Consider the following 24,870-nt stretch of genomic DNA (forward strand, 5'->3'; position numbering starts at 1 on the left):
TTACTGCCCGAACAGTCAATTCGGCAGATGGGAATTGAACCCATTGAAGAAAATACGCCTCACGGCGTACTAACGGTTACGTGTATGAAACGTTGGGGATTGCGGGCTTCGTTCCTATCCACCGACACAAAGGTTGATGCGGGGAAGAAACTTCGGTTAACCACTTAAACCCCAATGTTTTATACACGATGTTAGGTTTTCGTGCATTTATTTGAATCTAAAATTAGAAATCTTCCCCGAAATTCATCAGGGAAGATTCTAAAATTATTCTGTATTTATTAATGATATCATTTCAATGTTTGTGTGCTGAGTGTCCACCTCCTTGTTCAACTATATCATGAATAGCTTCTATCGTATGGGTGTAATCAACATAAGCTTCCACAAATTCACGGCCTTTTTCCGGAGAATCATTTTTAACTTTTTCAAGTGCAGCTACTTTTTCGTATTTCTCCTTTATCACTTTTCCAATATGGTTGTTTAACTTTCCAAGCAGGTCTTCAATATCTTTACTTACAATTGCCTGGTCGCTCAGTTGAATAATTGGCTTAGTAGTTCCGGCAGGTTTTAACCCTGTGTATGGAGCGCCTTCTGTTTCTCGGTGCAGTCGTACAAGGGTTTCAAAGAAATGTTTTTCAACAATAGCATATACTTCTTTGTCACCAGCTTTTAAAGCATAGGTTTTATTGAACAAAGGAATAATTTCCTTTTCTTGTTCAGGTGTAATCCATTTCAGAACTAAATTAACGTTGTTCGTTTCAAGGGATTTAGTAGCATCTTTAATTGTAGGACCATCGTAGGAGTCGCAATGGGCAGATGCCGGAAGTGAACCGAATATCATAAAGAATGATACAAATACAAGTGATAGGATTGTCTGTAAACTTGTTTTACGGTTTTTAAGAAGACTCATTGGAACTTCTGTTCTCAAATTCATTTTTGTTGTTCTCATGACACAAATTTTTTAATTGTTATTACTAAATTATCTTGGGACAAAAGTACGCTCAGAAATATCCTTGTGCGACCTACTTTGTAATGTAGTACCCATTTAGTAACAACTTGAAGTCCTATTCCTTAAAAAAGGACTCTAAAAGACAGCTCAATTATTGGAGTGTTGCGTCTGATATTTTATTCTTGTATTCACTCGGGGTAAATCCTGTCATTTTTTTAAATACCCTGTTAAAAGCCGATTTAGTATTAAAACCACTATCGAAGGCAATTCCTAAAAGGGATAGATTATCAAACTCAGGATTACCTATCCTTGATTTCACTTCTTCTATCCTATATTGATTAACAAAATCAAAGAAGTTAACGTCAAATTGTTCATTTATTATCCGTGAAAGATGATGTGAAGGTATTTCAAGTTTATTTGCCAATTCAGGTAGTGAAAGGTCAGCCTCCAGATAAGGTTTTTTGGTAGCCATAAAATGTTTTAATTTACTAACATAATGCTCAATATCAGTTTCTTTCAAAAATATACCGGCATATTTCGTCTTTGGTTCAGTTACATCTTCGATATTCCGGTCAGGATATTGAATGAAAATTTCTTTTTGCTTTAAGCCATAATAACCAATCAGAATAATAAAAGCGGACAAAGAAAGAGATAAACCGTGAGCGCAAAAAATCCAAGAGAACATATGAAAAACATGATGGACAGTGGCAAAAATCATTAATACTGTCCAAATGCCCCCAAAAATATAGACAAGCTTTCTTAACCAGTTGAGGTTAACATTCTCAAACGATGAAAAATAATTGAAAATATTAATGTCCAATTTTTTAAAGAGTAGCATTGATAAAATAAAATAGAATGGCCCTGATAAAACTGTAAGAATTAGAAATAAATTAAACAACAAAGGAGCCCCATGTTCACTTTCCACATGGTCTAGTCTTATTCTTTCCGATATTTCCGGAAAGAAGGAAGCGATAACGATAAATAGGTTGAATAGGATAAAAGGAATAAAATGTAACAGTTTTTCTCTATTGAATTGAAACTTTTGGTCAATTAATGCAGAAATATACAAAAACAGGAATGGGCCATGAAGTAAGAGTAATGAAATAAAACTTGCTGAAAGAAGGTGAAATTCAATAAAGAGTTTATTTGAAAACAAAGCGTATATGCCTGTGTATAAACCTAAATAAATTAGCCAGCAAATCAGTATCTTATCATGTATAGCCTTTTTTTTCTGTAAAATCAAAAACGCAAAAAACAAAGCGTTGAAGGCAGCTATTAAAAATATATATTTCATGGTTTATTTCTATAAAATTCAACTATGCCAATTTTTTGCAGCATGTTTTTTTGCATGAAACCTAACGTGTGGCAATATAGTGCGTAGCGTATTCTTTGATAGTAAATTTCTTATCCACATAGGGCCACTGCCCTGAAACCAATTTGTTATCTATAAGCGAACAGCTATGCAATATATTGCGTGTTGGCACCTGTCATCAACCCTCCTCGCGTTTTGCTCTTCTTACAAGTCTGCGAACGACAATACTACCACTTCGCCACCACCCCGGAACTAATTCTTGTTCTTTAAATTCCGTTTGCCAATCCGTATGCAAACATTTGTCTTAACGAGATACTGGATTTACGTTTCTGCCAATCAATGTATAGAAGCTTCCAGATACATTAAACACGAGACCAGTACTTTGATGGCGACCGCTGCCCTTACGACACCTTATAAAGGTAGACTTTTCTAACCATGTGGATGCTGGGGTGCAACAATTGCTAAGCTGAAGACCCTAACCCCATTTTCACGTTTCTGCCAATCAATCATTTTGAACGTTTCGGGAAGCAAATAACGCTTTGCGAATCCCTTTCATCATTCAGCCAGTTTCTACCGGAGCCCGACACCGGTCTCCTAAACCTCACCTCCCTTCGAAAACTGCTAAATTCTGCGTGCCCTACTCTGCACAAACCTTTAAAAACACCTATCCGTTGTCTGCGCACCCCTCACCTACACGATACCTTTGATAAAGCAATCCGCGTAATCCGTTTTAGAAGTCCGTTTTGCTAGTCGGGTAGTTTCTACCGAAACCCAGCACCGGTCCGCGAATTTTCACATTCCTACGATAACCGCAGAATCCCCTGAATCCTTCTCTGCACAAATCTTTAAAATACCTACCCACTGTCTGAGCACCACCTTAACTTTGCGAAACCCTGGTCAAAGACGCTTGGAATTCAAGATTCCGTTTGCCAATCAATCTATTTTTTCATGCTACCGAGTGCAAAACCTTCTATCGGAAAATATGTGGTGCGAGGTTAATAGGCGCCAACGTTTTATGGTATGGTGTCGTGCGGGAGTTCGAAGCGATAAATTATCAGTTTACACCGACCTTTTTTACGAGCCACAAACCTTCGAAAACCGCTGAAACCCGCATGCACTATACCATGTGTTAGCTGCTGGTGTTCATTCTCTATTAGTTAATTACCTGTCACTTACGAACACTAATGCTTTCAATCGAAGCACTACTACTCCCGAAAAAATTAGTTTTTAGGGGCGGCAAAAAAGCGGTGGCAAACAGACAAGCTCTATTGCAATTTTTGGGCATGCGTTGGCTCGTGCGAATTGCAATTGTGCTTGGCTGTGTGTAGTGGATTTCAATGATGATATTCTAAACTTCACTTTCGGATTCACATCTGTTTGTTATTTTAAACAACCTAAATGTACTGAGAATATTAGAAAGTATAAGTAGTAAAATATTATACTATTTGAACTCCTGTTTTTAAAAATATTTATCCTTTAATTCTTGTAATTTATTATTGACTTCCTTCTGTAAAGAATTAATTTTAATTTTCGCCTTTTTATTCGATTTCTCTATTAATATTTCAATGCGCTGAGTAATTAATTCATAATTATTTAAGTAGGTAAGAGCTATTTCTTTGCCTTCACTTGCAAACTCTTTTGAAGCATTAAATATTGACGTTTTTTCAAATTTTGTTGGATGCTTCAACTCTTTCATTAAAACATACTTTATTTTCTTTCCGTGTCTTTGAAAATACAAATTAATAAATGTCTCTACTCCGAACCTAATATCTCTTATGTCATTAAGAATGGGGGTAATATCCTTCTTTAGCATAGCTCTTTCACCTGTTAATGACCTAAAAGGATTAACTCGATAATCTATTAATGTTTCAGAAGGTTGTCCTAAAACCATATCTGCTTCATTGTTAATTATAGGGGTTAATAATAAATCAAAATGTTCTTTTTTGATGTTTGAAACGTCAGCATCAAAGAATAAAATTATTTCATTTGATGATTTCTCAACACCATGAACCATTGCCCAACTTTTACCTCTATTCTTATCCAATCGTTCATTTATGAATAAATAATCTTTAGACAATTCTTTTAAAATGTTTTGAGTATCGTCATTAGAACCATCATCAACTACAATAATCTCTGAATCAGGTAATAGATTGCAACATGAAATCAAGACATTTGCAATAGTTTTTTCCTCATTGTAAGCACATATTATAACACTTGCTTTCATAATAACCTCCCTGTTACTTTTAAATATTCTGCATATTTAATTTTATAGGCAGTCTTGGAATCAATTAGAGCATCTTTTGTTTGTTGATACATAGCTTGCGCTTCCAATAAGTCAGAAGTACTTACAACACCCGCATCAAAACTGTTTTTTACAACAGACAAGTGTTCTAAAGCTTGCTCAACTGAAGATTCTGCTACCTGAATTTGCATATAACTTTCAATAACATCTTTATATGCTTTGTCCATTTGAAGTTTTAATAGTTCCGTTTTTTCTTCCAAATTATTTTGGGCAATGTTTACCTTTAGCTTATGCTCCTTTATTTTATGTGAACCTCCCCACCATCCGGAGATTGGTACCGAAACTTTGGCAAAAACCATACTGTTGGTATTGTTAAAGCTCATCATGCCTCCATCAGGCTCGCTTACATCAAGATACAGCCCTGCAACACCAACGGCTACTGTTGGCAAGTATTCACCCATTGCCATTTTCTTCTGGAGTATTTCTGCGTCTATTGCTTTGTTTAGCATCTGATATTCATCTCTTTTAAGCAAAGCTTCTTCCGGACTCCAAAATGCTTCTACCGGATCGTGAACAAGAATAGCTGTATCAGCGATTTGTAAATTACCTGAATATGTAATACCAATGTGCTGAGCAAGGGTCATTTTTAATAAATCTATACCATTGTTAAGCTTTAATTTATTTGCATTGATATTATTTAATTCAAGTTGTATTTTTAACAAATCACTTTTTTGAATTAACCCGGCCTCGTAGGCAACACTTACATCATTTTTTAGGCTATTCAGTAGTTTTTCATACCCTTCAAGTGTTTTCTTCTTTTCTTCAAGTGCTAGAATAGTCCAATAATAAAACTCAGTCGCAACCAATACTTCATCTTGCGTAAGATTAAGTTGATGTTGTGAAAATTCGACACCAAGAGAGGCGAGTTTATTTCCATTCCGTATTCTACCTCCTACATATAAAGGTTGTACAGCAGTTAAATATCCTGCATTAACATAATCTAATAATTCCAAGCCCATCCCGGGAAAGTAAGTAAACTGAGTTGGAGCAGCCAGATTCGCTGGATTTCCGTCATATACTGGCAAATTCATTTCAGGTAATTCTGCTTCAACTAAACTTTTGTTTAGTTTTACAGCAACAGCACCAGCATCTATTTGAGGAAAGTAATTTGTAAAAGCATTCTTTTTTACTTCTTGCGAAGCCTCTAAACTAAGTTGTTTATTCTTAATATTTATATTGTTCTGTATTGCTGAATCTTTGCACATCTCAAGAGTAACGGTCTGTGCATTAATATTTAAAGACAACAGCAAAACTATTGGTGTTATTACATTTCTATACTTCATCTGATGAATATTTATTTTGGTTCGAAAGATTAATTTTATTGCTAAACTTTTTACTTATGTCCCTGATTTTTACTTTTTGAAATATCTTCCAATACATTGCTGGCAATGTTAAGACCAGTATTATCATGGATAGTATAGTTCCATAAAAGATGACTATACCCATTGGAGACCATAATGAAGAGTTCGACAATATCATCGGAATAATTCCGATTGCAGTTGTTGCAGATGTTAAAAATATGGGAACCATGCGTCTTTGACCTGCTTCGTAAGCAGCTTGTCGGGCAGTAGTTTTTTTATTTATCCGCAAATCTTCAGCATGTTCAAATATTAGTATCGTATTTCGGATTGTAATTCCAAATAAGCTTATTATCCCTAGAATAACAGTAAGGGTCAATGGTGTACCTGTTATCCATAAACCTAGTGAAGTACCGGGAAGTACAAAAGAAAGAGAAAGTAGGGCTGCCAGTGCTACATTTATTTTTTTAAATTTAAAGAGTAACAGCAGGAAGATTATAAGCACAGCGATTATAAGTACTTCAATTATAGAAGGTACAACTTCCATATCTCCTTCATGCATTCCTCCATAAGAATAACTAATATCTGATGGCAAGTTAGGAGCTATTTCATTTTCAATAATACCTTTTATTTCTTTAAAAGTAGCTGTCTCACTATATCCTCGCTTAACATCAGCCAAAACCGTAATTGTTCTTACTCCGTTTCTGCGAACAATTTGCCCTTCGTGCCAAACAGGTCTTACATCAGCAATTTGTCGTAATGGAACAGAAATCCCGGGCAAAAGTGTAGAAATGTATTTGTTATCAACATTATTTGGATTATCATTTACCTCATGTTTGTCTGTTTTCATTATTACCGACAAGGGATAATCAGCTTCCCACACAGTGCCTACAGGTATTCCTGTATAATAACCTGTTAATTCAAGCTCTGCTAAACTCTTCACTATTCCCAATCTTGATGCTTCTGCTGTGTTTAAATCAACCTGCAATGCTGGCAATGCTTCTTCATAATTTGTATGTAACCACACTAAACTTTCAACACCAGAAAGTGCGCTTATAAGCGTGTCACTATATTGTTTTAATTGTCCGATTTGGTTCCCTGTTAATCGAACCTCAATCGGATTTTGTGACAACTGATAATCCAGTTGTTTAAATCGCACATAGGCATTCGGGAAATAGTTTTGGTATAAGGGGGTATATTTATCAAGAAGTTCAATAGTACTTTGTTCCGATGTTGTATTTACAATAAACTGTGCGAAATTTTCACCACCAATATTAGGAGCATAAGTAGTTTGAAAACGTGGTGATGACATCCCAATAAAAGAAGTGATTGATACAATTTCTTCATCTCGTTTTAATAACTGATACAGACTGTCGGCGACTATTTTTGTTTTGCCAACTGGTGTTCCCTGTGGAAGATAAATCTCTACTGCAAACTGATCTCTGTCTGCATTCGGAAACATACGTTGGTCATTACTAAAAAAGAAAACAATAGAAACAACTATAAAGATTGCTGTCAAAGCAATAGTAATAAAGGGATAGCGAAATGTTGCATCCAGTCCTTTTACATAAAATTTCTGAATAATTGTATTTAGGTTAAATTTCTTCTCTTTTGTTTTTCGCTTAATTAGCAAGAATTCTAAAATAGGAATATAAAACATCGACAGTAAATACGAAACCACTAAAGCAATGCTAAATGTCCATGGGAAATGTTTTACAAAATCGGCCCAAATGCCAGTGAAAATAGCTAGTACAGGTAAAAAAATGCTGCACAAAGCAAAAGTTGCAAAAAAGATAGCTCCATTGTAATTTTTTGCACTAAGTACGGCTGCATGCCACTTGGATACTCCTTTCTCCAAGTATTCCATATAACCGTCAATAACAACAACGGAATTATCGACAACCATGCCCAGTATAACGATTAGAGCTGCTAATGTTACTGTATTGAGCGGGATGTTTAGTAGATACATTAACCCAAGTGTTATAAAAACGGTTATAGGAATGGTAGTTGAAGCAATTATTGCTGAACGTAATGGAAATAAAATAAGCATAATCAAGATGATGATTACAACCGCAATGACTAAGTCACGCAGGAAATTCTGAACTGAAGTTTCAACTACCTTTGGTTGGTCTGCGATACGTTGTACTGCAACATCATCAGGAATTAGCGTGTCGAACTCTTTAAGTATTTCATCAACGTCATTTCCATAGGCTATAATATTGTGTCCTTCTCGCATTTCCATTGATAAAATGATAGATTTTTTACCATTGTTTTGAGTAAAGCGTTTGGGTGTTTCATACTCTTTCGTGATGGTGGCAACATCCTTTAATTTTACAATTGTACCATCGGGTGAAGAATATATTATCTGTTCGGCTACTTCTGTTTCCGAATTATAAATTGATGAGAAGTGTAAAGGCATATTGGAATTACCCGTTTCTACTTTTCCCGAAACAGTAGTTAGCCCCTGTGAGAATAAATTCGCTGCTAAAGTTTTATAGTTGATTCCATATATGGCTAATTTCTCTCGGTTTAAATAAACGTTAATCTGTTCTTTTTGTGTTCCATAAAGGCGAAAATTAGAAGCAGACTTTAATAAGCGTAATTTAGTTTCCAATATCTCGGCATAGTCTTCTAGCTCCCTGTAAGAACGTGTATCTGATTCCAACGCAATTAAAAGCGCTGAGGTGTCCCCAAAATCATCGTTAGCAATTACTGCCAAGACACCACTTGGTAGCTGCATCTTAAATAATGATATGCCATGTTTAATTTTCGACCAAACTTCATCTTTGTTATGTACATTATTTTCAAGTTCAACCATAATATAAACAATTCCATCACGCGACATGGAATAAGTTTTTTCTCGATTAACTTCTTTATATGTAAATAAAAATTTTTCGAGTGCTTTTGCCAGTTGTTCTTCTACTTGAGCAGAAGTTGCTCCCGGGTATATACCTACAACTACCCCCTGACGAATAGTGAATGTTGGAAATTCCTGTTTTGGCATTTTAACCAGAGCGAATACTCCAAAAAGAACTAATACTCCTACAAAGAAGAACATTAATTTATGATGGCGCATAACCGCTTCAATTGCTCCTATATTTTTTTTCATAATACCTCTACTTTTTGTCCGTTTGAAACTTTTTGGTAACCATCGGTAATAATCACGTCATCATTAATTAGTCCGTTTAAAATCTCTACACCATTATGGTTTTGCGTACCAATTTTAACTACTTGTTTTGTTGCTTTCCCTTGCATGAGTTTCCAAACATAATAGTTGCCATCCCCATCTATTAAGATGCTGTTGTTTGGCACAACTACTTTTGAATTAGAGTTTCCACTATTTATTTGTGCCTCGCTCACCATTCCTGGCAGTAATAGAAACTCATTATTTTTTACTAATATTAACACGGGGTAGGTGTGTGATATAGCATCTGAAATTACACCTTTGCTTATCACTTTTCCTTGAAACAAATCGGTTGAAACAGCAGAGATACGAATGCTTGCAGTTTGCCCTACTTTAAGCTTATTGATTTCGTTTTCGGGTACGGCTACCTTGACATGTACATTACTAATTTTTAAAAGTGTAATTACAGGCTGGTTTGGCAGAATGTTTTCTCCGGCTTCTACTCTTATTTTACCAACAACACCACTAAAAGGAGCTTTTAGCCTACTATCGTTCATGTTTTTACGGGCAATAGCTTCAGCAGCACGAGCTTTTTCCAAATTAGTTTGCATTTCGATATACTGTATCTCAGGTAAACTTTTATTGTCATATAACATCTGAATTCTTTTCATAGCATCTTCAGCTTGATTTAACGTTGCTAAAGCCATTGAGTGAGCATTCTTTAGGCTATAATCATTTAACGTTGCCAATAAATCACCTTGTTTAATTTTCTGTCCTTCGGAAACTTTTATTGCATCTATATTTCCTGTTAAAGGAAAACTAATTGATGCCGAAATTTCTTCCTCTACAATACCCAGATAGTTGCTTGTAGTCTTTTCTTCTTGCAAACCTACCTTGTAGGTTTTTACATAAATTGTGTCTTTGTGTTGTTCAATTGTACCACCTTTTTGCGAACAGGCATTTAATATAAAAGTCAGAACAACTAACTGAAACAGAATCCTGATATTCATTCTAAATCGTTTTAATTTATTATTAATCATTTTCTGTTAGCAAAGATACCTGAGAGATGCTGTAGAATAAAGCTCTTAAATTCTTATAAATTGTTCTATAAGTCGAATAGTATGTTTTTGCAGAGAGTTTATTACAAATATTTAGGTATATTTGATAAAAAAAGGAATGAAAGAACAATTACTCTTTAGCGTTACCATAGAACAATTGCTTAAACAGAGAATTGGAACAGGACTAAATACCGAAATTGTCTTAATTAGAAGTATAAAAGAATATATACACCTGTTTAGTTTTCCGTTAAGAGTTGATGCTGCTATATTTCTTTTTTGCACAAAAGGAAATATTGATGTGAATATTAACCTTACAAATGTGAAGATAACGCCCAATAACTATGGTATTAGCGTACCTGAAAATGTTATTGGCTTAAATTCTGTAAGTGACGATTTTGAGGGATTTGTCCTTCTTTTATCAATTGATTATCTACGGAAAATCAGTATAGATTTAACAGACTTGCTTCCTTATTATATGCATGTTAGAAACAACCCTCTCTTTAAAGCGAGACCTGAGAATATTGAAATAATTATCAGTTATTTTAATTTATTCAGCTTTTTATTAGAGGCTGAAAATAGTGTACGTAAATCAAATATAATTAGTGGCTTTGCCATATCTTTTATAAATAAAATTGCAGAGGATGTTGATTTATATGAATTAGATGTTGGTGAGGTTAAAACCAAAAGTAAAGAATACTACTATATGCGATTTATGGAGCTTTTACAACAAAACTTTAGAGAACAACATAATATTAGCTTTTATTCTGAAAAACTAAGCCTTACTCCAAAATATTTATCATCTTTAATGAAAGATATTAGTGATCTGTCGGCATCAGAATGGATTAATAATTACATTGTAGTAGAAGCCAAAACATTATTAAAATTCTCAGATATGACTATTTGGGAAGTTGCTGATTATTTACACTTTTCTAATCAATCGTTTTTCAGCAAATACTTTAAGCATCATACTGGTCTTACTCCTAAGCAATACCGTAAAGATTAAATGTTTTATATCAAATCCTGTCCAACCAATGAGCAGTACTGCATATTTCTTGAAAAATCAAAATCTAATGTGATTAGCTAACATCAACTCTTTTTAGCGTTGGCAGAAATTGCACTCTTTTGCAAATTTCGGTCTGTGCGTCAGCCTGTGCGATTTGCAAATGTGTGCAATGTGCGTTGGCTTCCCCAACTGTCCCGAAGGGCAGAAGTGGGCGGGCAAAAACTAATTTTTTCTTGCACCAACCTTCAATCAAAGTGCTAATATTTTCTATCCGTTTTTTTAATTAATAATTAGGTTTCAATGTTGCAGTTTGGTTCTTTGCACTTGCAGCTAACGGTTAGTATATAAAAAGTAGGCGATTTTGAAGTGAGAAACTTTCAGATTGACACCAAGTTGGATGCGAGCCAAAAGCTTTATTTTTAGCACTATTTCGCCTATTTTTTATATACATTGTTAGCATTTCGTATTTTATCTTTTCCGTTTATAGTGTCTCTGTGATATTTGATTAAGAAATGTTTTTGTTTCAGTTAGTTCAAATTTCAGTTCATTCGGCAACTCTCCAAATAATGAAGAACCACCACCTAATAAAACCGGAATAGTCGTAAGAACCATTTCATCAATCAAGTCTTCTGTTAAAAAATTCCTGATTGTTGTTCCGCCATCAATGTATAATCTTCCATATCCTTTTCCGTGAATTTGCTCCAAAATTTCCGTTAGAGTTCCATTTACTAAAAAGGCTTTGTCTTTATGAGATTCAGGCATTTCTTTCAGTTTGTTACTCAATACGAAAACAGGTTTGCTATATGGCCAAGGAACATCAAATCCGACTACAGTTTCGAATGTTGTTCGTCCCATGACAAGAGCGTCAATTCCATTGTTGAATTCCGCATATCCCATATCGTCATTGTCTGGATTTGGAATGGAATGCAACCAATCGATTCCGCCATTTTTGTCCGCTATAAATCCGTCTAAACTTGTCGCGATAAATACGCTATTTTTCTTATCCATTTATTTTTTCGTCTTCTTTGTCTATATGAATGCTAACTTACTTATCTGTTCATATTTTTCAACTCTACACATCATATGTTGCTGGATATGTTCATGTTTTATGATTTTACAGTTCAAAGTCATTAAGCGGGTTTTTTATGTTTTTTAAACTTTTCATGCTTACGTGGGTGTATATTTCGGTTGTACGCGACGATTTGTGCCCCAAAAGCTCCTGTATATAACGTAAATCGGTGCCCGACTCCAGTAAATGGGTTGCAATGCTGTGTCGCAAACAATGCAAAGTAAAATTATGATTATTCTTCACATTGGTCATGTATTTATCAAAAATATTTTGCAAACTGGTTGTCGAGTAAGGATGTCCCTTTAAATTCCCCTCTATTAACCACGTTTGAGGCTCGGTAATACGAATGTAATTCTGCATCATCCGGGCCAGTTTTGGGGGCAATGGCAATACCCGGTCCTTTTTCCCCTTTCCGTTTAATATGGTAACCGATGCGCGCTGAAAATCAATGGACGAAAGCCTTAAATTAAGCAACTCGCTTCTTCTTAGTCCTAAACCATAAATGGTAGCTAAGGCCAGTTTGTGTTTTGGGTTAGCTATTCGTGCAAGCATTTCCTGTACCACCTCCAACGGAATTACTTTTGGCAGTGGCCTGCTTCGGCGGGGGCGTTCAAGCGCATCAACGTCTAACGATTTGGTGGTTAAAAACTCGAAAAATTGTTTTAGGGCGCTTACCGTTTGGTTTTGAAATGTATTGCTTAAGCCGTTTTTAATTATAAAATCCGAATTAAACCGTGTAACATCTTCTTTTGTAATTTCTTCCGGTGTACGACTGGCATAATACCCAAAAAATATTTCTAATTGGTGAACGTAAGTTTTTATTGTGTTTGTTGCGTATCGGCGTTGTTCCATCCATTTCTTAAAATGCCCTAATTGTACTTTTACATTCGCCGATAACCGAACCTTAACGGCATTAAGATTATAGCTGCGTTTTGTCTGGGCTGGTTCTTGTTGTGGATGCTTATTCTTGTTTGGCTTTAAAGCCGAATAATCGAGCCATATTTTCCCTCTGAGATGTTGAAAGAGGTGGTTTAAATCAAAATTTTCCCTTGCAATATACCAGCATCCATGAGTTCTGCTCCAACGCACTGGTAGTGTACTTTTTACCAGCTCGCTAATTTCCCGGTTAAACGCAAACCGTACAAAAACAACCTGCTGTTGGCGGTGTTCTCCGTATTCGAGCTTTATTTGCGGGCGCGTATTCAAAAGGTGGTAGTTTTAGTGCATTAAATGTAACGATTATTTTGCAATGTTAATGGCTTTAGTTTGTTATTTATTGATTGTTGCGTCCTGTAAATTGTCTTTTCTTGAATTTTGCAACTTGCTGAATGAATGCTCTTTGCATGTGATACTGAAGGATAAAAGTCTCGAATAGTATAATAAAGATAATCTGATATTCAATTTTGATTGAGTGGCACTATGTGGCTGGTTCATTGCATTAGTTTTTTTGTTAAAAATAATCATACAGCTAACAATATCAAACTTTTATGCCAAACTTCTACTAACAAGCTACTGAAGTCATTCATCCAACTTTTCCTCATAAAATATCTAGTGTCTTGACTTTACGCGGAACCAAAGAAGCAAACAGGATTAAACGATCAATTTACAGTTTCTGGTTGTCCGGTATTCCGATATGGCTGTCCCGTATTTCGATAATCGACATTTTCGATGTCCACTATTTCGATAAAAACGATTTTCAATGTCCGGCATTTCGATAACCCATTATTTGGGTGTCCGGTATTTCGATAGATTCCTATTTCGGTGTTCGGTATTTCGATGAAATAGCTTTTCGGTGTACACTATTTCGATAGATTAAGTTTCGGTGTCCGCTTTTTCGATGATGCACAGAAACGATATCGCTAATAATGAAAGTCTTACATTGTTGGGGTGTCCGCTTTTTCGATGATATATATATAACATATTTTCATATAAGGGAAAAGCCAAATTTTCGAGAAAGATTTCAGTTTATTTATAGACTATGACAACTAAAAGAAAAAGGTTAGATTTCAATTTTCGCCAAGTGATCTTATTTTTTTCCCAATCCACGCCTATCTTCATTCTTTTGCGGGTGGATTTCAGATTTTAATGCTTCTATTTCTTTCTTTAGCTGTTCAATTTCCTGCTGCTGAAATTTGATGAGCTTATCATTACTTTCCAGCAGTTTATCCATTAAACTTTTTTCGGTACCACTGAATTGTTCTTCGGGTCGTATAGACTCCTTGAGCATTTCACCTTTGCCAGTAAGAAGCCATTCGGCATTATACTGGGGATAATTTTCAACTATCTCTATGAGCCATTTTGCTTGAATATCCGTATTTTTCTTTACAGCCCTGCTCAGAACGCCCTTGCTTGCACCTATTTTTTGTTCTAAATAGGTCAGGCTTATCTTTTCGTTTTCAACCAGTTCCTGCAATCGCTTTAAAAGACTCATACTAAAAAGATGATAATTCTCTTCTTTAACTCTTGCATAGAAGATAATTTTCTTCTATGTTTGTGTTATTCATTTATGATTGTTCAAATATGCATAATTTAAGTGATAATACTTTCAAAAAGGCTTCCCAAGATGAATTAATATTCATCTGCCACAATATGCCACGCGGCATGGTTTCAATGATTCAGGCACGAACCGGTGCCACTCGCTCCGAAATTTTATATCAATTGAGAAATGGCGCAAAAGTTCAAAAAACCGAAATCATACGAGCCGCCAGAGAAATCCTTTTCGTTGTTACCGGCTTAAGTTACGAAAAAGAGAAACAACGCCAATGACCCCTGAATTGGACATAGAACTATTGACCCGTAATATCGCCAACCTGGTTAAGGATGAAGTTCGAAAGCAAACTTCTCCAAAAACCAAACGAGAAGAACCTGAGGCGAGAACAAAACTGAGAAGGGTAATAAGGACTATGATGAACGCAAAATTTGAAACGCTATGTGAAAAATATGCGGATGAACTAAAGTTTATCCAGGACCGGGATCCGGAATGGGTGCCGGACAATAACTTCTTCGATCTTTGAAATGATATAGTTCTGTGCGCATCCCCGATTTATGGTACAACAAGGGGGAGAAAAACATGGCGCGAACTTACCGGGTTGCAGACGCCGGGAGGCTGCAATAAGCTGAATTGACAAACACCAATAGTGGTTAAGGTCAACCAATTATTGAATGAAATTCTGCCGTGACCATTTATCCAGTGGTAGCGGATTCATTATAGATGGCATCTGGGTAAGCCCCCATTCCGGTCGTGCGGAGGATGCTCCCAATTTTAATAGTCATACTTATGAATGACATTTTCACACAATATGGTAGGCTTGATCGAGCCATCGCAGATAACCTTTCTGATATACGGAGCAGTTTTGATGATGATGCGACCTTGGTACTTGATTTTATCATCTTTATTTCCCGGCAAATGAAAACAGATCTGTTTGGCTATACCCGTTTCACATTAAAAGACTTCTGTAAAGTTACCGGAAGAAGAAGACAAGAACTTGCAATGAGGCATTCACGTTTCTCAAATAAAAATGCTCCGGTAATTGAAGGATTCTCGTTTGAAACGGTTTTTGATTATGCCCTGTTACGCATGATGAGTCATAATCTTATTTTCAGTAGTGTGTATAAAGATACGAACGGAGATAGCATTGTGCATTTAGAATCGATTAGACTTCTGAGTGATGTAAAGATCACAATCGCCAAATCCAAGTCACATGCAAAAATTTATGACGTAAAAATAAGCCACGAACTATTAAATGGCTTCATTCGTCGCTATTATTCAATTGACATTGATGCCTACCGGCTTGCAGGATTGACAAAAGGAAAAGAAAGACGTCAGGCCTTAGTTGTATATCTGTCTATTTTAAGACATACGCTAAGGTCTAAAGGCTTGTGCGAAACAACTGTTTCAGTTGATGCAATGGCCAATCGTGCCGGGATTTATGGCAAAACAACTTTCCATAAAAAGGAGGCTTTGCAAAACAGTCTTAATCATTTGAGAGATAAAGCAAAATTTCCATTCTTCTATTCATTTGTAGAATCCGGGAATACAAAATACAATGTCAAATTACATTTCCAGGAAGATAATTCAGGAAAACACCTTAGTAAAGAGCATGTGTTCTTTTTTGCACTTATAACTGAATTGAAAGCATTCTTTGAGTACACAAGAAAAAGTCACGATATCGATTCTTTTCAAAACTGGTTAAACTCCGAAGCAAACAAAGAATTGAAAGTCGCGGAACTAAAAAAAACGTACCTAAAGGTATTTACTCAAGACATCTCCGACGACCAGGCATTCAATATCCTAAAAAACGGATTCTAGTTTATTCTCCTGTAATTCAAAATAAACTTGCTATGAATACAACACAAATAAAAGACTTAATTCTGATTTCCGATTATTTAAGAAGTGAAGGATTTAAACCTGTTCGGCAATCCGGTAATGAGTTATTTTATCGCTCACCAATCAGAGAAGATAACGCCCCCTCGTTTACCGTGAATGATTCAAGAGGTGTTTGGTTCGATCATGGTTCCGGCAAGGGAGGGAGTATAATCGATCTGGTTATGGAAATGAAGAGATCCAATCTAAGGGAGGCTATTCAACACCTGAACGTATATTCCCAAAAGACACCATTCCCAAATCATCAGGTAGAAAAAGATCCGATCAGAAAAACAGCTCAAAAGAAACACGAAATAGCCAGTGTAAAGCCCTTGGGAAACAACTTTGCCCTTACATCCTACTTGCAAGATCGTGGAATTTTTAATGAAGCTGTAAAAAGCGGGATCGTATCCGAGGTCTATTACGATTATATTGACGACTCAGGAGCCAGTAAACGCTATTTCGGCGTTGGATGGAGCAATGATGCCGGAGGCTACGATGTTCGCTCAAAATACGGCAAAATTTGTATTGGTCAAAAAGACCTCCTTACAATTGGGAATGGCGAACGCATGAATGCCTTTGAAGGCACAATGGATTTCCTTTCTGCATTAAAGGAAAAAGAGGTCTCGCTGAAAGACACAAATGTTATTTTAAACTCGACTTCACTAACTAAGAAGGCAATAGACAAAGTTTATTCCAATAAGAAATATTCAGATATTAACCTCTATTTCGATAACGACAAAAGCGGCAATAAAGCGACTATGGAATTCCAAATTGCTTATCCTCTATCGAAAGACAAGCGATATTTGTTTTCTGGTTTTTCTGATTACAATGAGAAAATCGTATCAGAATTACCCACACAAAAAAAAAGCCTGACTAGATAACATGTTACCATGTTTCAATGTTATTTTGTTACTTTGTTACTTTGTTACGTTGTTACTTTGTTACGTTGTTATATTTATTCGAAATGAGAATTTTATACCGAACAAAAGAGGAAGCCAATGAGGAGCAGAAAAATAATTTTCTGGCCTTATCACCAGTAGAACGTTTCTATTCTTTCCTGTCGCTGAGCGAAAAAATCATGCAGTTCCCGGGGAAGAAAATGAAGAAGATCGATGAAAATTTTATTATCAATATAGGTGAACATGGAAAACATCTGGAAAGAAAACATTGATACTTTTCTAAAATTGGCAAACAAACATAAAGTACGGATGCTGCTGGTTGGCGGAGGAGCTGTTAATTTTTATGGTTTCCAAAGACATTCGGCCGATGTAGATTTTTGGATTGATACCCAGAAGGATAACCTTAACAGGCTACTGGAAGTTTTTAATGAAATGGGATATGAAATAACAGATTTTCCCGAAAGCGTAAAAGAGCAAAAACAAAACATCTCTGTAAAGTTTTCCCCTGCCGACCTGGATTTGGAACTTATAACAAAGTTTTCTGTAAATAAAAGTTTTGATCAGGCATATAAAGATAGCACTGTAGTAACAATAGAAGGTTCCAAATTAATGAAATGGAATGTGCTCTCTGTGGATGATCTGATTACAAGCAAGATCAAATCCGGCCGCACCAAAGATTTACTTGACATTGAAGAGCTAAAAAGAATAATGGAGAATCCTCAAAAATGAGGAGGAACACTTTAATCCAATCAAAGACCACATAGTTACTTTGTTATATTGTTACCCTCCAATCATCATACTTTATTACTTGGTAATAATGTTACCGTGTTACTTTGCTACTATGTTCGAATGTTACAATGTTATAATGTTTTATTGCTACATTTTTTTGATACAGTTACTATGATCGCTTATTACTCTGTTACATTGATAGCATCATAACGTCGCCCCAATATTCTTTTTTTTTAGTTGCACACCCCGTTTTTCCTTACTCAGCCGAAGCTTCATGCACCGGCTTGCGTTTTTTAAGATGCAAGTAGTGTTTTTATGGACATAAAAACCTCCTTGCCCAAATACAATTTGGGGGAAAATGATTTCGCAACTCAATCATTTAAACAGCCAATATGACTTTTATTAAAAATAAGGGCGGTCGCCCTAAACTATCTAATTCTGAAAAAAGGATAGCAGAAATTCATATTGTTTGTAACAAAGGGGATAAAACCAGAATTAAAGAACTGGCTAAAAGTTATGGTTTAACAATGACCGAATACATTTTAAGAAAGTGTTTTGACGAAAATGTTTCATTCAATCATGTTGAGTTTTTAAAAGAAATTCACGATCTGGGGACAGAACTTTCCAGGCAAGGCAACAACATCAACCAGTTGGCGAAATACACGAACACATTAACCATCGAAAAAAAGCTTACTCCTGAAATTGCAACCAGACTTGAAGAAGTTCTTTTGGAACATATAAAAAAACAAGAGGAAGTGAGGATTGCATTTAGAACCCTAATTCGGGAAATGGCCAAATAGCAGAAACCAATAAAACACCTGACAATGAAAGGACCAAACCTGCAATACAATTACTATTTCCCATTTTATACTCAGGATATGCAGGGTAAAAAATCAAATCTAAACTTTAAAGACACCTACATGCATCTATCAGATAAAAAGGCAATTTGTTTGTCAATAAGATGTATGAAAAGGAATATCGAGAAGATCCACTTAAGATTTATCGATTCTCCTTCTGCTCTTTATAAATACAAAAATGAATACAACAAAATTACCTATACTGATTTTGCTGAAGCGGTAAATGTGTTTTACTCTGCGTTTAGTAAGGCGATTAAGAAATTAACAGACGAACCGGCTTACCGAAGGGACCTTATATTTTCAACTTTGCTAAAATTTAATCACCAGTTGGAAGTTGAAATTGACTGGAAGGAAATAACGCTCAATTTCAGGGAAACAGATTATAAAATTGAACACGGAAAAATTGTCCGGTTAAAAGGAAGTCCTTTTGCTCATTCAACCGATGAAGTTTCGAAAAAGTGGGAAGCAATAGGAATAGCTTTTGATGAAAATACGAACTATCGGATAGTTGGGAATGATGTATTTGACGAGCGATTAAATGATTGTTGGGAAAGTTTCCGGCAATTCTTCGAAGCTCCTAAATTCATTAGAAAAAATGAGTATGTCCCTAAATAAATTCAGCTATGCTATCAGACTATCTAATCCTTCCAAAGGATGTTATAAATTCGGCAGCAAAAGGCAATACTTATGCAAAAACTGCTGTAAAAGAACATTTACGCAAGTGGATGGAAGCACATGGTAAAGATCATGCCCGAATCGAAGCTCAACATATCATTATTCATTCCATTTCATTTTTAAAAAGAGAAGAGATCGTTAGGTACGAAAAAGAGCTCTTAAATTTTATTGAGGATTATATAATAACCGGCACTACCCAAAATGGAGAAACTTGAATTTATACAACGACTTATGAATAAAACAAATATGTGCCCTTTTGTATATAAATACCGACAGAACTTATCAAGAACAATCTCCATTTATATTATGGTTATTCTTCTTGCATTTATAATTACCATTTTTTCAAAAAATCTACTTCCTGTAAATGATGGTACAAAAATGATCATCTCTATTGCCTTCATTGCAAATGGAATTATCACAATAATAGGGGCAGTTAGAGTTTATTATATTTTTACAAATGATGAAATAAAAGATATAAATTATGATTTTTCAGATACAGGTTCTATTAAATGTAATCCGGCAATACTAAGAATTATTGCTGGCAATGTTTCTGAAAATAGAGAAACTATTGTTTGGCGATGTTATTTGTACTTGAATATTGAGGTTAATAAAGATTCCTTTGAAAGACACCTTAATGATTTGATATTTAATTTTTGCGAAAAAGTAAATGAGTTACAAGGAGAAGAAATACAGGTATGGCAATTCGAATGTAACCCTGTATTATTTTTTTCACTTTTCTCTGAGTTAAAGAATAATTTTGATGACTATTTCTCCAATCCTGAACCTAAAAGCCTCGTTAATGATCTTGCGGATATTTATCATTAATGAAAAACATCATTATTGAGAAATTATTTCATACAACACATTCCAATCTTCACATTCTTTCTCCCAAACATTTCAGTATAATAATTTAATATGCGAGTTAAAATATTGTCTAAAACCGGTTCATTTGGCGGCGTTCGCTACAATACAAATAAGGTGGACCGGCAGACCGGTAAGCTAATGAGCATCCGGAATTTTGGAATACTACAGGATGCTGCCCACAACCTTAAACCGGAAGAAGTCAAGAACTATTTAAAAAGTTGGTCGGCATCAAACACCAGAGTAAAAGACCCACAATTGCATGTTATGATCTCATGCAAGGGAAGGGAAAATACAAAAGAAGAACTTACCCAAATTGCCGAAAACTGGTTGGAAAAAATGGGGTATGGCGAGAATCCTTTTATTATTGTTGCTCATTCAGATACCAACAACAACCATGTGCATATCGTTTCATCAAGAATCGATAAGAACGGGAAAAAAATCAATGACAGTTTTGAAGGAGACAGGGGGAACCGGATCCTTCAAAATATTTTGAAGCAGCATCCTCACCAGGCCATAAATGAAGATGTAAAAAAACTGGAAGCCTATTCATTTTCATCCCTCGCTCAGTTCAAATTACTTTACGAAAAATCCGGCTACAGTGTCCGCGAGCAAGACGGAAATATTAATCTCTTTAAAACCGGAGAACTGGTTAAAACCTATTCTCAAAATGATATTACCAGCTTACTTGCTTCCAAAAAAACCAATGAGAAGCGCATTTCTCAATTGCAAGCCATTTTTAAGAAATACAGTAGTAAAGTTGATACCACACTGAGGCAGGAACATCAGAATCTTGCAGGAGGGAGAAAAGGAAAAGTTATTGGCTACAAGTCTGACCTAACTGAACAGCTAAAAGAAAAATTCGGGATAGACATTGTTTTTCATTTCAAGGATGGTTTACCTCCTTATGGTTATACCGTAATTGACAGGGCAAAGAAGTCTGTTTTTAAAGGAAGTGAAATCATGAAACTAAAACAGTTTACCGGAAACAGGCCAGTGCAAAAGTATTCGGAAGCAGGCGAGCGGGCTTTTATCGCCAACAAATACAATGTTGACAATCCGAAGCAATCCAAATTATTAGCCAGGTATTACAAGATCCCTGAGTATAAAATAAATTGCAACCGCCAGCTTAGTTCCCTGGAGAAAATCCATTACCGGGAAATGCTTAACTATTTTCTTGACAGAAACTCGTTTGACAATCTAAGCCGATTAAACATTAAAGCTTATCGGGAATCCGGAGAATGGTTTCTGCTCGACGTTGGCTCAATGAATATTATTACCGCCTCTGAAATTCTGAACCAGAATCATTACGATACATTGAATAATAGCTATACAAATGATCAGGAAATTGACAACGACTTAGATAGGTCTTTCAGCGGTTTTAATACGAATGTATTTGCCAATGATGTTGATGATTCAAAGGCAAGGAAGAAAAGAAAGAAAAAAGTGAATCGCTAAATAAATAATTGTAAATCAAAAAGAAAACATTATGAAGCTAAGTAGAAATTCTCCTAACGTAGGAATGTCCTTTTTACAGGACAACGAACCAATGGTTATTTATAATATGAGCGAGAGCAAAATGAAATATTATTACAATCCTGTTGGTAACCCGGAAATACAGTATAACATCCATGCCGATGAATTCCAAAGATTATCGGATCAAGGAAGTATTATCGAACCCGGAGACATTGTAAGCGTTAAAATGGGCTACGACTTTCACCGGGGAAAACTCGAATCCGTTTCAGACAAGCATATCAACCTGAAAATTGGAGATACCAAACCGGAAACTGCCAAGGTGAACGAGCTGCAACCAGGCGACAAGGTTGCATTCCCTATTTTTGACTCAAAGTTTAAAGGCATTATTAAGGATATTGACGACGAAAGTTTTCATTTGGTAAACAATTCAGGTGTAAAGTTTAATCTTCATAAGTCCGAACTCCCGGAAGAAATTACCCTGTTTCGTGAAAACAGACTGAGCCTGCCCATTGATCATGAAGATTATAAGGGCGTATACAAATTCAAACCCGGGCAGAAATTTGATATCCGGGAATTACCTAAGACAATTTTTGAACTGGATACCAAGGCCATCGATAGTAAAGACCGACACCAGCTGTTACAAGGAAAACAGACCAATCAGGTGTACGAGCTTACCAGTTCAAAAGGAGAAAAATATCCGGCCAAATTTTCGTTAAAGCGGGAAGATGGAAAATTGCGGATCAATGTTAATCCCAAACTACAGGAGTTAAACATCTCAGATACGTTTACAGATGCTGAGAAAAAAGAACTAACTGTCGGAAATGTTATAAAGAAGTCCTTTCCGTCTGAAAAAGGTGAGTTTGATTCGTTCGTGAAAGTGGATCCTGACCTGAATAAGCTGGCCTTTCTCTCAACCGATAACTTCAATAACTTATTGAATAAATCCGGTCTTTCGAAGCTAACAGAGGAACAAAAACTGGATTTGTTGAATGGAAAGAATATCTCGTTCAACCGGTTCGACTCCAAAGCCACTTTCAGTCTCGATTTTTTCAATAAAAACATACTACTGGATAAGGAACAAAAAGAAAACTATTCATTTAAAGCCAATACCGGCCTAAAACGTTAACATCATGATCATAGTATTTGGTAACCAAAAAGGGGGAGCCGGTAAAAGTACACTGGCGATGCTTTTCTCGAATTACATTTCCCTCATAAATAAAACGAAAGCAATTATTCTCGATATGGACTATCAGCGCTCAATTCTTTCGCAATACGAAGAAGAACGGATTCTTGATAATCCGGAATTGTACGAAGTAATAGGTGTTGACCTTGATACCTTTCCCGAGATCATCGATATGTTAAGGGAAAACAAAGATTTATCAATAATCGTAGATCTACCGGGAAAAATTGATGATGACGCTCTTATCCCTGTAATTCAGGCAGCGGATGTTTTCGTAATACCTTTTGAGTATGAAAAGAAATCCTACCAATCAACGCTGTTATTTGATATGATTACAAAGGAACTGAATCCGGGAGCGAAGAAAGTATTCATCCCTAACCGATTGAAAACCTCAGTTAATTACTCCCTTGCAAAAGGTATTAATGAAGAATTTCAAAACAATGGTATTCTTACTAAACCGCTTTCTGACCGTATCGCTTTCCAGCGCATCACCACGAGGCACATACCGTCAGAATTGCTGCCATTAATAAAACCGGTATTTGAATCTATAACCACTGTGGCAAATGAATGATATAAAAAATATTGCTGACAGAATCAGGGAAAAACAAAAAGCACACAGGGAAAGTAGCACTCAAAATAAAGATGCTCCCAGGGTTTCAGAACCGGGAAAGAAAACAGAGGCTAGAGCTAAAAGAAAGAATGGCAGCTTATTGGATGAAATTAAATCGTCCAAACAGGTTGATAAAAATGAACCTATGGTACACATTCGTTTACCCAGGCGTACTCACTTAAAACTTTCTACGCTGAACATCAGCATTCAAAAGTTTGCGCTTTATGCAATTGAAGATCTACTGGAACAGAATGAAATTAAAGAAGAATTAAAAAGAATACTAAATGAGCTGGATTAGTTTTATAGTGATCGTATTGATCGTTTACATCGTTTATTATGCTGCCAATATTGCCTATGATATTTTCCTGGCATCTAAAAAGCAAATGGAAACGAGTGACTCTCTGTTGATCGAAGGAGTAAGCCCAACGATAACCCCAAAAACAATAGATGATGGTTTTGAGGATGAAGAGAAAACGACGAATAAGAACGATGAGCAGCCGGAAGAAAATCCTAAGACAAAGCCGGTCTCAGAAAGTGCAACACGAAAGAAGGAAGTTCCTGACCCCGGTCAATCGGAGAAAAACTCCGAAATTCCTGATACGGAAGATAGCATTGCACAGTCCTCCGGCGGGGTAACACTCAAAGGTTTGATTAGTTTGTGTCGGGAAAAAGCAATTATTGAATCGCAAAAATTCGACTTTGCAACCTGATTAACTAAAATAAAAACAGTAAGCGGCATTGCCGCTTTTTTGTGCCTAATAAATTAACTTTTAAATTAATAATTATGAATTTTTCTAGAATTGAGAAACTTTTTCTAACCATAGTTTTAATGGTTACAACAAGTATTTCATCTGTATTTGCTCAGGATGGAATATCGACCGGTATTAACACGGCTACAACGACTCTGAAAACCTACATTACCCCAATTACTTCTTTAGCCTATGTTATTGCAGCAATTGTGGGCATTATTGGTGCTATCCGTATTTATAACAAATGGCAGGGCGGTGATCGCGACATAAACAAAGAAGTTATGGGATACGGCGGAGCTGCCGTTTTTCTACTTCTGGCTCCTACTGTCGTGAAAGCAATTTTTGGTGTGTAACCG

General features: G+C 35.9%; 26 protein-coding genes. 17 read left to right on the top strand and 9 right to left on the bottom strand.

What is annotated here, in order from left to right; all coding sequences use genetic code 11:
* Positions 1–292 precede the first annotated feature (292 nt).
* From ACRD6K_RS08660 to ACRD6K_RS08685, 6 genes are all read right to left on the bottom strand, one after another.
* Positions 293–946, bottom strand: coding sequence for a DUF6448 family protein (locus tag ACRD6K_RS08660; protein WP_430972934.1), 654 nt, complete (start codon positions 944–946; stop codon positions 293–295).
* Between the two features lie 151 nt (positions 947–1,097).
* The gene (locus ACRD6K_RS08665; protein ID WP_430972935.1) at positions 1,098–2,240 is read right to left on the bottom strand and encodes a helix-turn-helix domain-containing protein; all 1,143 of its coding nucleotides are present in this window, start codon (positions 2,238–2,240) and stop codon (positions 1,098–1,100) included.
* Between the two features lie 1,477 nt (positions 2,241–3,717).
* Complete coding sequence (locus ACRD6K_RS08670) at positions 3,718–4,482, bottom strand: glycosyltransferase family 2 protein (RefSeq protein WP_430972936.1); 765 nt, start codon at positions 4,480–4,482, stop codon at positions 3,718–3,720.
* A complete protein-coding gene (locus ACRD6K_RS08675) occupies positions 4,479–5,843 on the bottom strand; it encodes a TolC family protein (protein ID WP_430972937.1) in 1,365 nt (454 codons plus the stop codon). The genes ACRD6K_RS08670 and ACRD6K_RS08675 overlap by 4 nt, the downstream gene beginning before the upstream one ends.
* Entirely contained in the window at positions 5,833–8,967 is a 3,135-nt protein-coding gene (locus ACRD6K_RS08680) for an efflux RND transporter permease subunit (protein WP_430972938.1), read from the bottom strand. The genes ACRD6K_RS08675 and ACRD6K_RS08680 overlap by 11 nt, the downstream gene beginning before the upstream one ends.
* Entirely contained in the window at positions 8,964–9,992 is a 1,029-nt protein-coding gene (locus ACRD6K_RS08685; protein ID WP_062128700.1) for an efflux RND transporter periplasmic adaptor subunit, read from the bottom strand. Before ACRD6K_RS08685 ends, ACRD6K_RS08680 begins: the two co-directional genes overlap by 4 nt.
* A gap of 166 nt (positions 9,993–10,158) precedes the next feature.
* Between ACRD6K_RS08685 and ACRD6K_RS08690 the strand changes: the two genes are divergently transcribed.
* Positions 10,159–11,043 (top strand): helix-turn-helix domain-containing protein, encoded by an 885-nt coding sequence (locus tag ACRD6K_RS08690; RefSeq protein ID WP_062128698.1) that lies wholly within the window; start codon positions 10,159–10,161, stop codon positions 11,041–11,043.
* 468 nt (positions 11,044–11,511) lie between these two features.
* Here the strand turns inward: ACRD6K_RS08690 and ACRD6K_RS08695 are convergent, their stop codons facing one another.
* The 3 genes from ACRD6K_RS08695 to ACRD6K_RS08705 all read right to left on the bottom strand — a co-directional run bounded on the left by ACRD6K_RS08695 (position 11,512) and on the right by ACRD6K_RS08705 (position 14,543).
* The gene (locus ACRD6K_RS08695; protein WP_430972939.1) at positions 11,512–12,051 is read right to left on the bottom strand and encodes a dihydrofolate reductase family protein; all 540 of its coding nucleotides are present in this window, start codon (positions 12,049–12,051) and stop codon (positions 11,512–11,514) included.
* A 106-nt stretch (positions 12,052–12,157) separates the two neighbouring features.
* Positions 12,158–13,318: a tyrosine-type recombinase/integrase gene (locus tag ACRD6K_RS08700; RefSeq protein WP_430972940.1), complete on the bottom strand. Its 1,161-nt coding sequence runs from the start codon at positions 13,316–13,318 to the stop codon at positions 12,158–12,160.
* Positions 13,319–14,138: 820 nt separating this feature from the next.
* Positions 14,139–14,543: a hypothetical protein gene (locus tag ACRD6K_RS08705; protein ID WP_133465326.1), complete on the bottom strand. Its 405-nt coding sequence runs from the start codon at positions 14,541–14,543 to the stop codon at positions 14,139–14,141.
* Positions 14,544–14,632: 89 nt separating this feature from the next.
* Here ACRD6K_RS08705 and ACRD6K_RS08710 point away from each other — a divergent pair, with 89 nt between their 5' ends.
* The 16 genes from ACRD6K_RS08710 (at position 14,633) to ACRD6K_RS08785 (ending at position 24,867) form a co-directional block, all read left to right on the top strand.
* Positions 14,633–14,878 (top strand): hypothetical protein, encoded by a 246-nt coding sequence (locus ACRD6K_RS08710; RefSeq protein ID WP_133465325.1) that lies wholly within the window; start codon positions 14,633–14,635, stop codon positions 14,876–14,878.
* Positions 14,875–15,126, top strand: a complete 252-nt coding sequence (locus ACRD6K_RS08715; RefSeq protein WP_133465324.1) for a hypothetical protein — start codon at positions 14,875–14,877, stop codon at positions 15,124–15,126. The genes ACRD6K_RS08710 and ACRD6K_RS08715 overlap by 4 nt, the downstream gene beginning before the upstream one ends.
* Positions 15,127–15,389: 263 nt before the next feature.
* Entirely contained in the window at positions 15,390–16,421 is a 1,032-nt protein-coding gene (locus ACRD6K_RS08720; protein ID WP_430972941.1) for a hypothetical protein, read from the top strand.
* 32 nt (positions 16,422–16,453) lie between these two features.
* Positions 16,454–17,359 carry a toprim domain-containing protein gene (locus ACRD6K_RS08725; RefSeq protein WP_430972942.1) on the top strand — a complete coding sequence of 302 codons (906 nt, stop codon included), beginning with the start codon at positions 16,454–16,456 and terminating at the stop codon, positions 17,357–17,359.
* Between the two features lie 83 nt (positions 17,360–17,442).
* On the top strand, positions 17,443–17,649 hold the full coding sequence (locus tag ACRD6K_RS08730) for a hypothetical protein (protein ID WP_430972943.1): 207 nt from the start codon (positions 17,443–17,445) through the stop codon (positions 17,647–17,649).
* On the top strand, positions 17,621–18,106 hold the full coding sequence (locus ACRD6K_RS08735) for a nucleotidyltransferase (protein ID WP_430972944.1): 486 nt from the start codon (positions 17,621–17,623) through the stop codon (positions 18,104–18,106). The genes ACRD6K_RS08730 and ACRD6K_RS08735 overlap by 29 nt, the downstream gene beginning before the upstream one ends.
* Before the next feature lie 392 nt (positions 18,107–18,498).
* Entirely contained in the window at positions 18,499–18,906 is a 408-nt protein-coding gene (locus ACRD6K_RS08740) for a plasmid mobilization protein (protein WP_430972945.1), read from the top strand.
* A 24-nt stretch (positions 18,907–18,930) separates the two neighbouring features.
* Positions 18,931–19,578 (top strand): hypothetical protein, encoded by a 648-nt coding sequence (locus ACRD6K_RS08745; protein WP_430972946.1) that lies wholly within the window; start codon positions 18,931–18,933, stop codon positions 19,576–19,578.
* 8 nt (positions 19,579–19,586) lie between these two features.
* Positions 19,587–19,853 (top strand): hypothetical protein, encoded by a 267-nt coding sequence (locus ACRD6K_RS08750; protein ID WP_430972947.1) that lies wholly within the window; start codon positions 19,587–19,589, stop codon positions 19,851–19,853.
* Between the two features lie 16 nt (positions 19,854–19,869).
* Positions 19,870–20,463 carry a hypothetical protein gene (locus ACRD6K_RS08755; protein WP_430972948.1) on the top strand — a complete coding sequence of 198 codons (594 nt, stop codon included), beginning with the start codon at positions 19,870–19,872 and terminating at the stop codon, positions 20,461–20,463.
* A 90-nt stretch (positions 20,464–20,553) separates the two neighbouring features.
* The gene (locus ACRD6K_RS08760; protein WP_430972949.1) at positions 20,554–21,957 is read left to right on the top strand and encodes a relaxase/mobilization nuclease domain-containing protein; all 1,404 of its coding nucleotides are present in this window, start codon (positions 20,554–20,556) and stop codon (positions 21,955–21,957) included.
* Positions 21,958–21,988: 31 nt separating this feature from the next.
* The gene (locus ACRD6K_RS08765) at positions 21,989–23,101 is read left to right on the top strand and encodes a hypothetical protein (RefSeq protein WP_430972950.1); all 1,113 of its coding nucleotides are present in this window, start codon (positions 21,989–21,991) and stop codon (positions 23,099–23,101) included.
* Between the two features lie 4 nt (positions 23,102–23,105).
* Positions 23,106–23,726 carry a ParA family protein gene (locus ACRD6K_RS08770; RefSeq protein ID WP_133465313.1) on the top strand — a complete coding sequence of 207 codons (621 nt, stop codon included), beginning with the start codon at positions 23,106–23,108 and terminating at the stop codon, positions 23,724–23,726.
* Positions 23,719–24,063, top strand: coding sequence for a hypothetical protein (locus ACRD6K_RS08775; RefSeq protein ID WP_430972951.1), 345 nt, complete (start codon positions 23,719–23,721; stop codon positions 24,061–24,063). Before ACRD6K_RS08770 ends, ACRD6K_RS08775 begins: the two co-directional genes overlap by 8 nt.
* Complete coding sequence (locus ACRD6K_RS08780) at positions 24,050–24,475, top strand: hypothetical protein (RefSeq protein WP_133465311.1); 426 nt, start codon at positions 24,050–24,052, stop codon at positions 24,473–24,475. Before ACRD6K_RS08775 ends, ACRD6K_RS08780 begins: the two co-directional genes overlap by 14 nt.
* Before the next feature lie 119 nt (positions 24,476–24,594).
* Positions 24,595–24,867, top strand: a complete 273-nt coding sequence (locus tag ACRD6K_RS08785; RefSeq protein WP_208111768.1) for a DUF4134 domain-containing protein — start codon at positions 24,595–24,597, stop codon at positions 24,865–24,867.
* Positions 24,868–24,870: the final 3 nt, after the last annotated feature.

Origin of the sequence: Sunxiuqinia rutila (assembly GCF_050589705.1) — a bacterium.
GTDB lineage: Bacteria > Bacteroidota > Bacteroidia > Bacteroidales > Prolixibacteraceae > Sunxiuqinia > Sunxiuqinia rutila.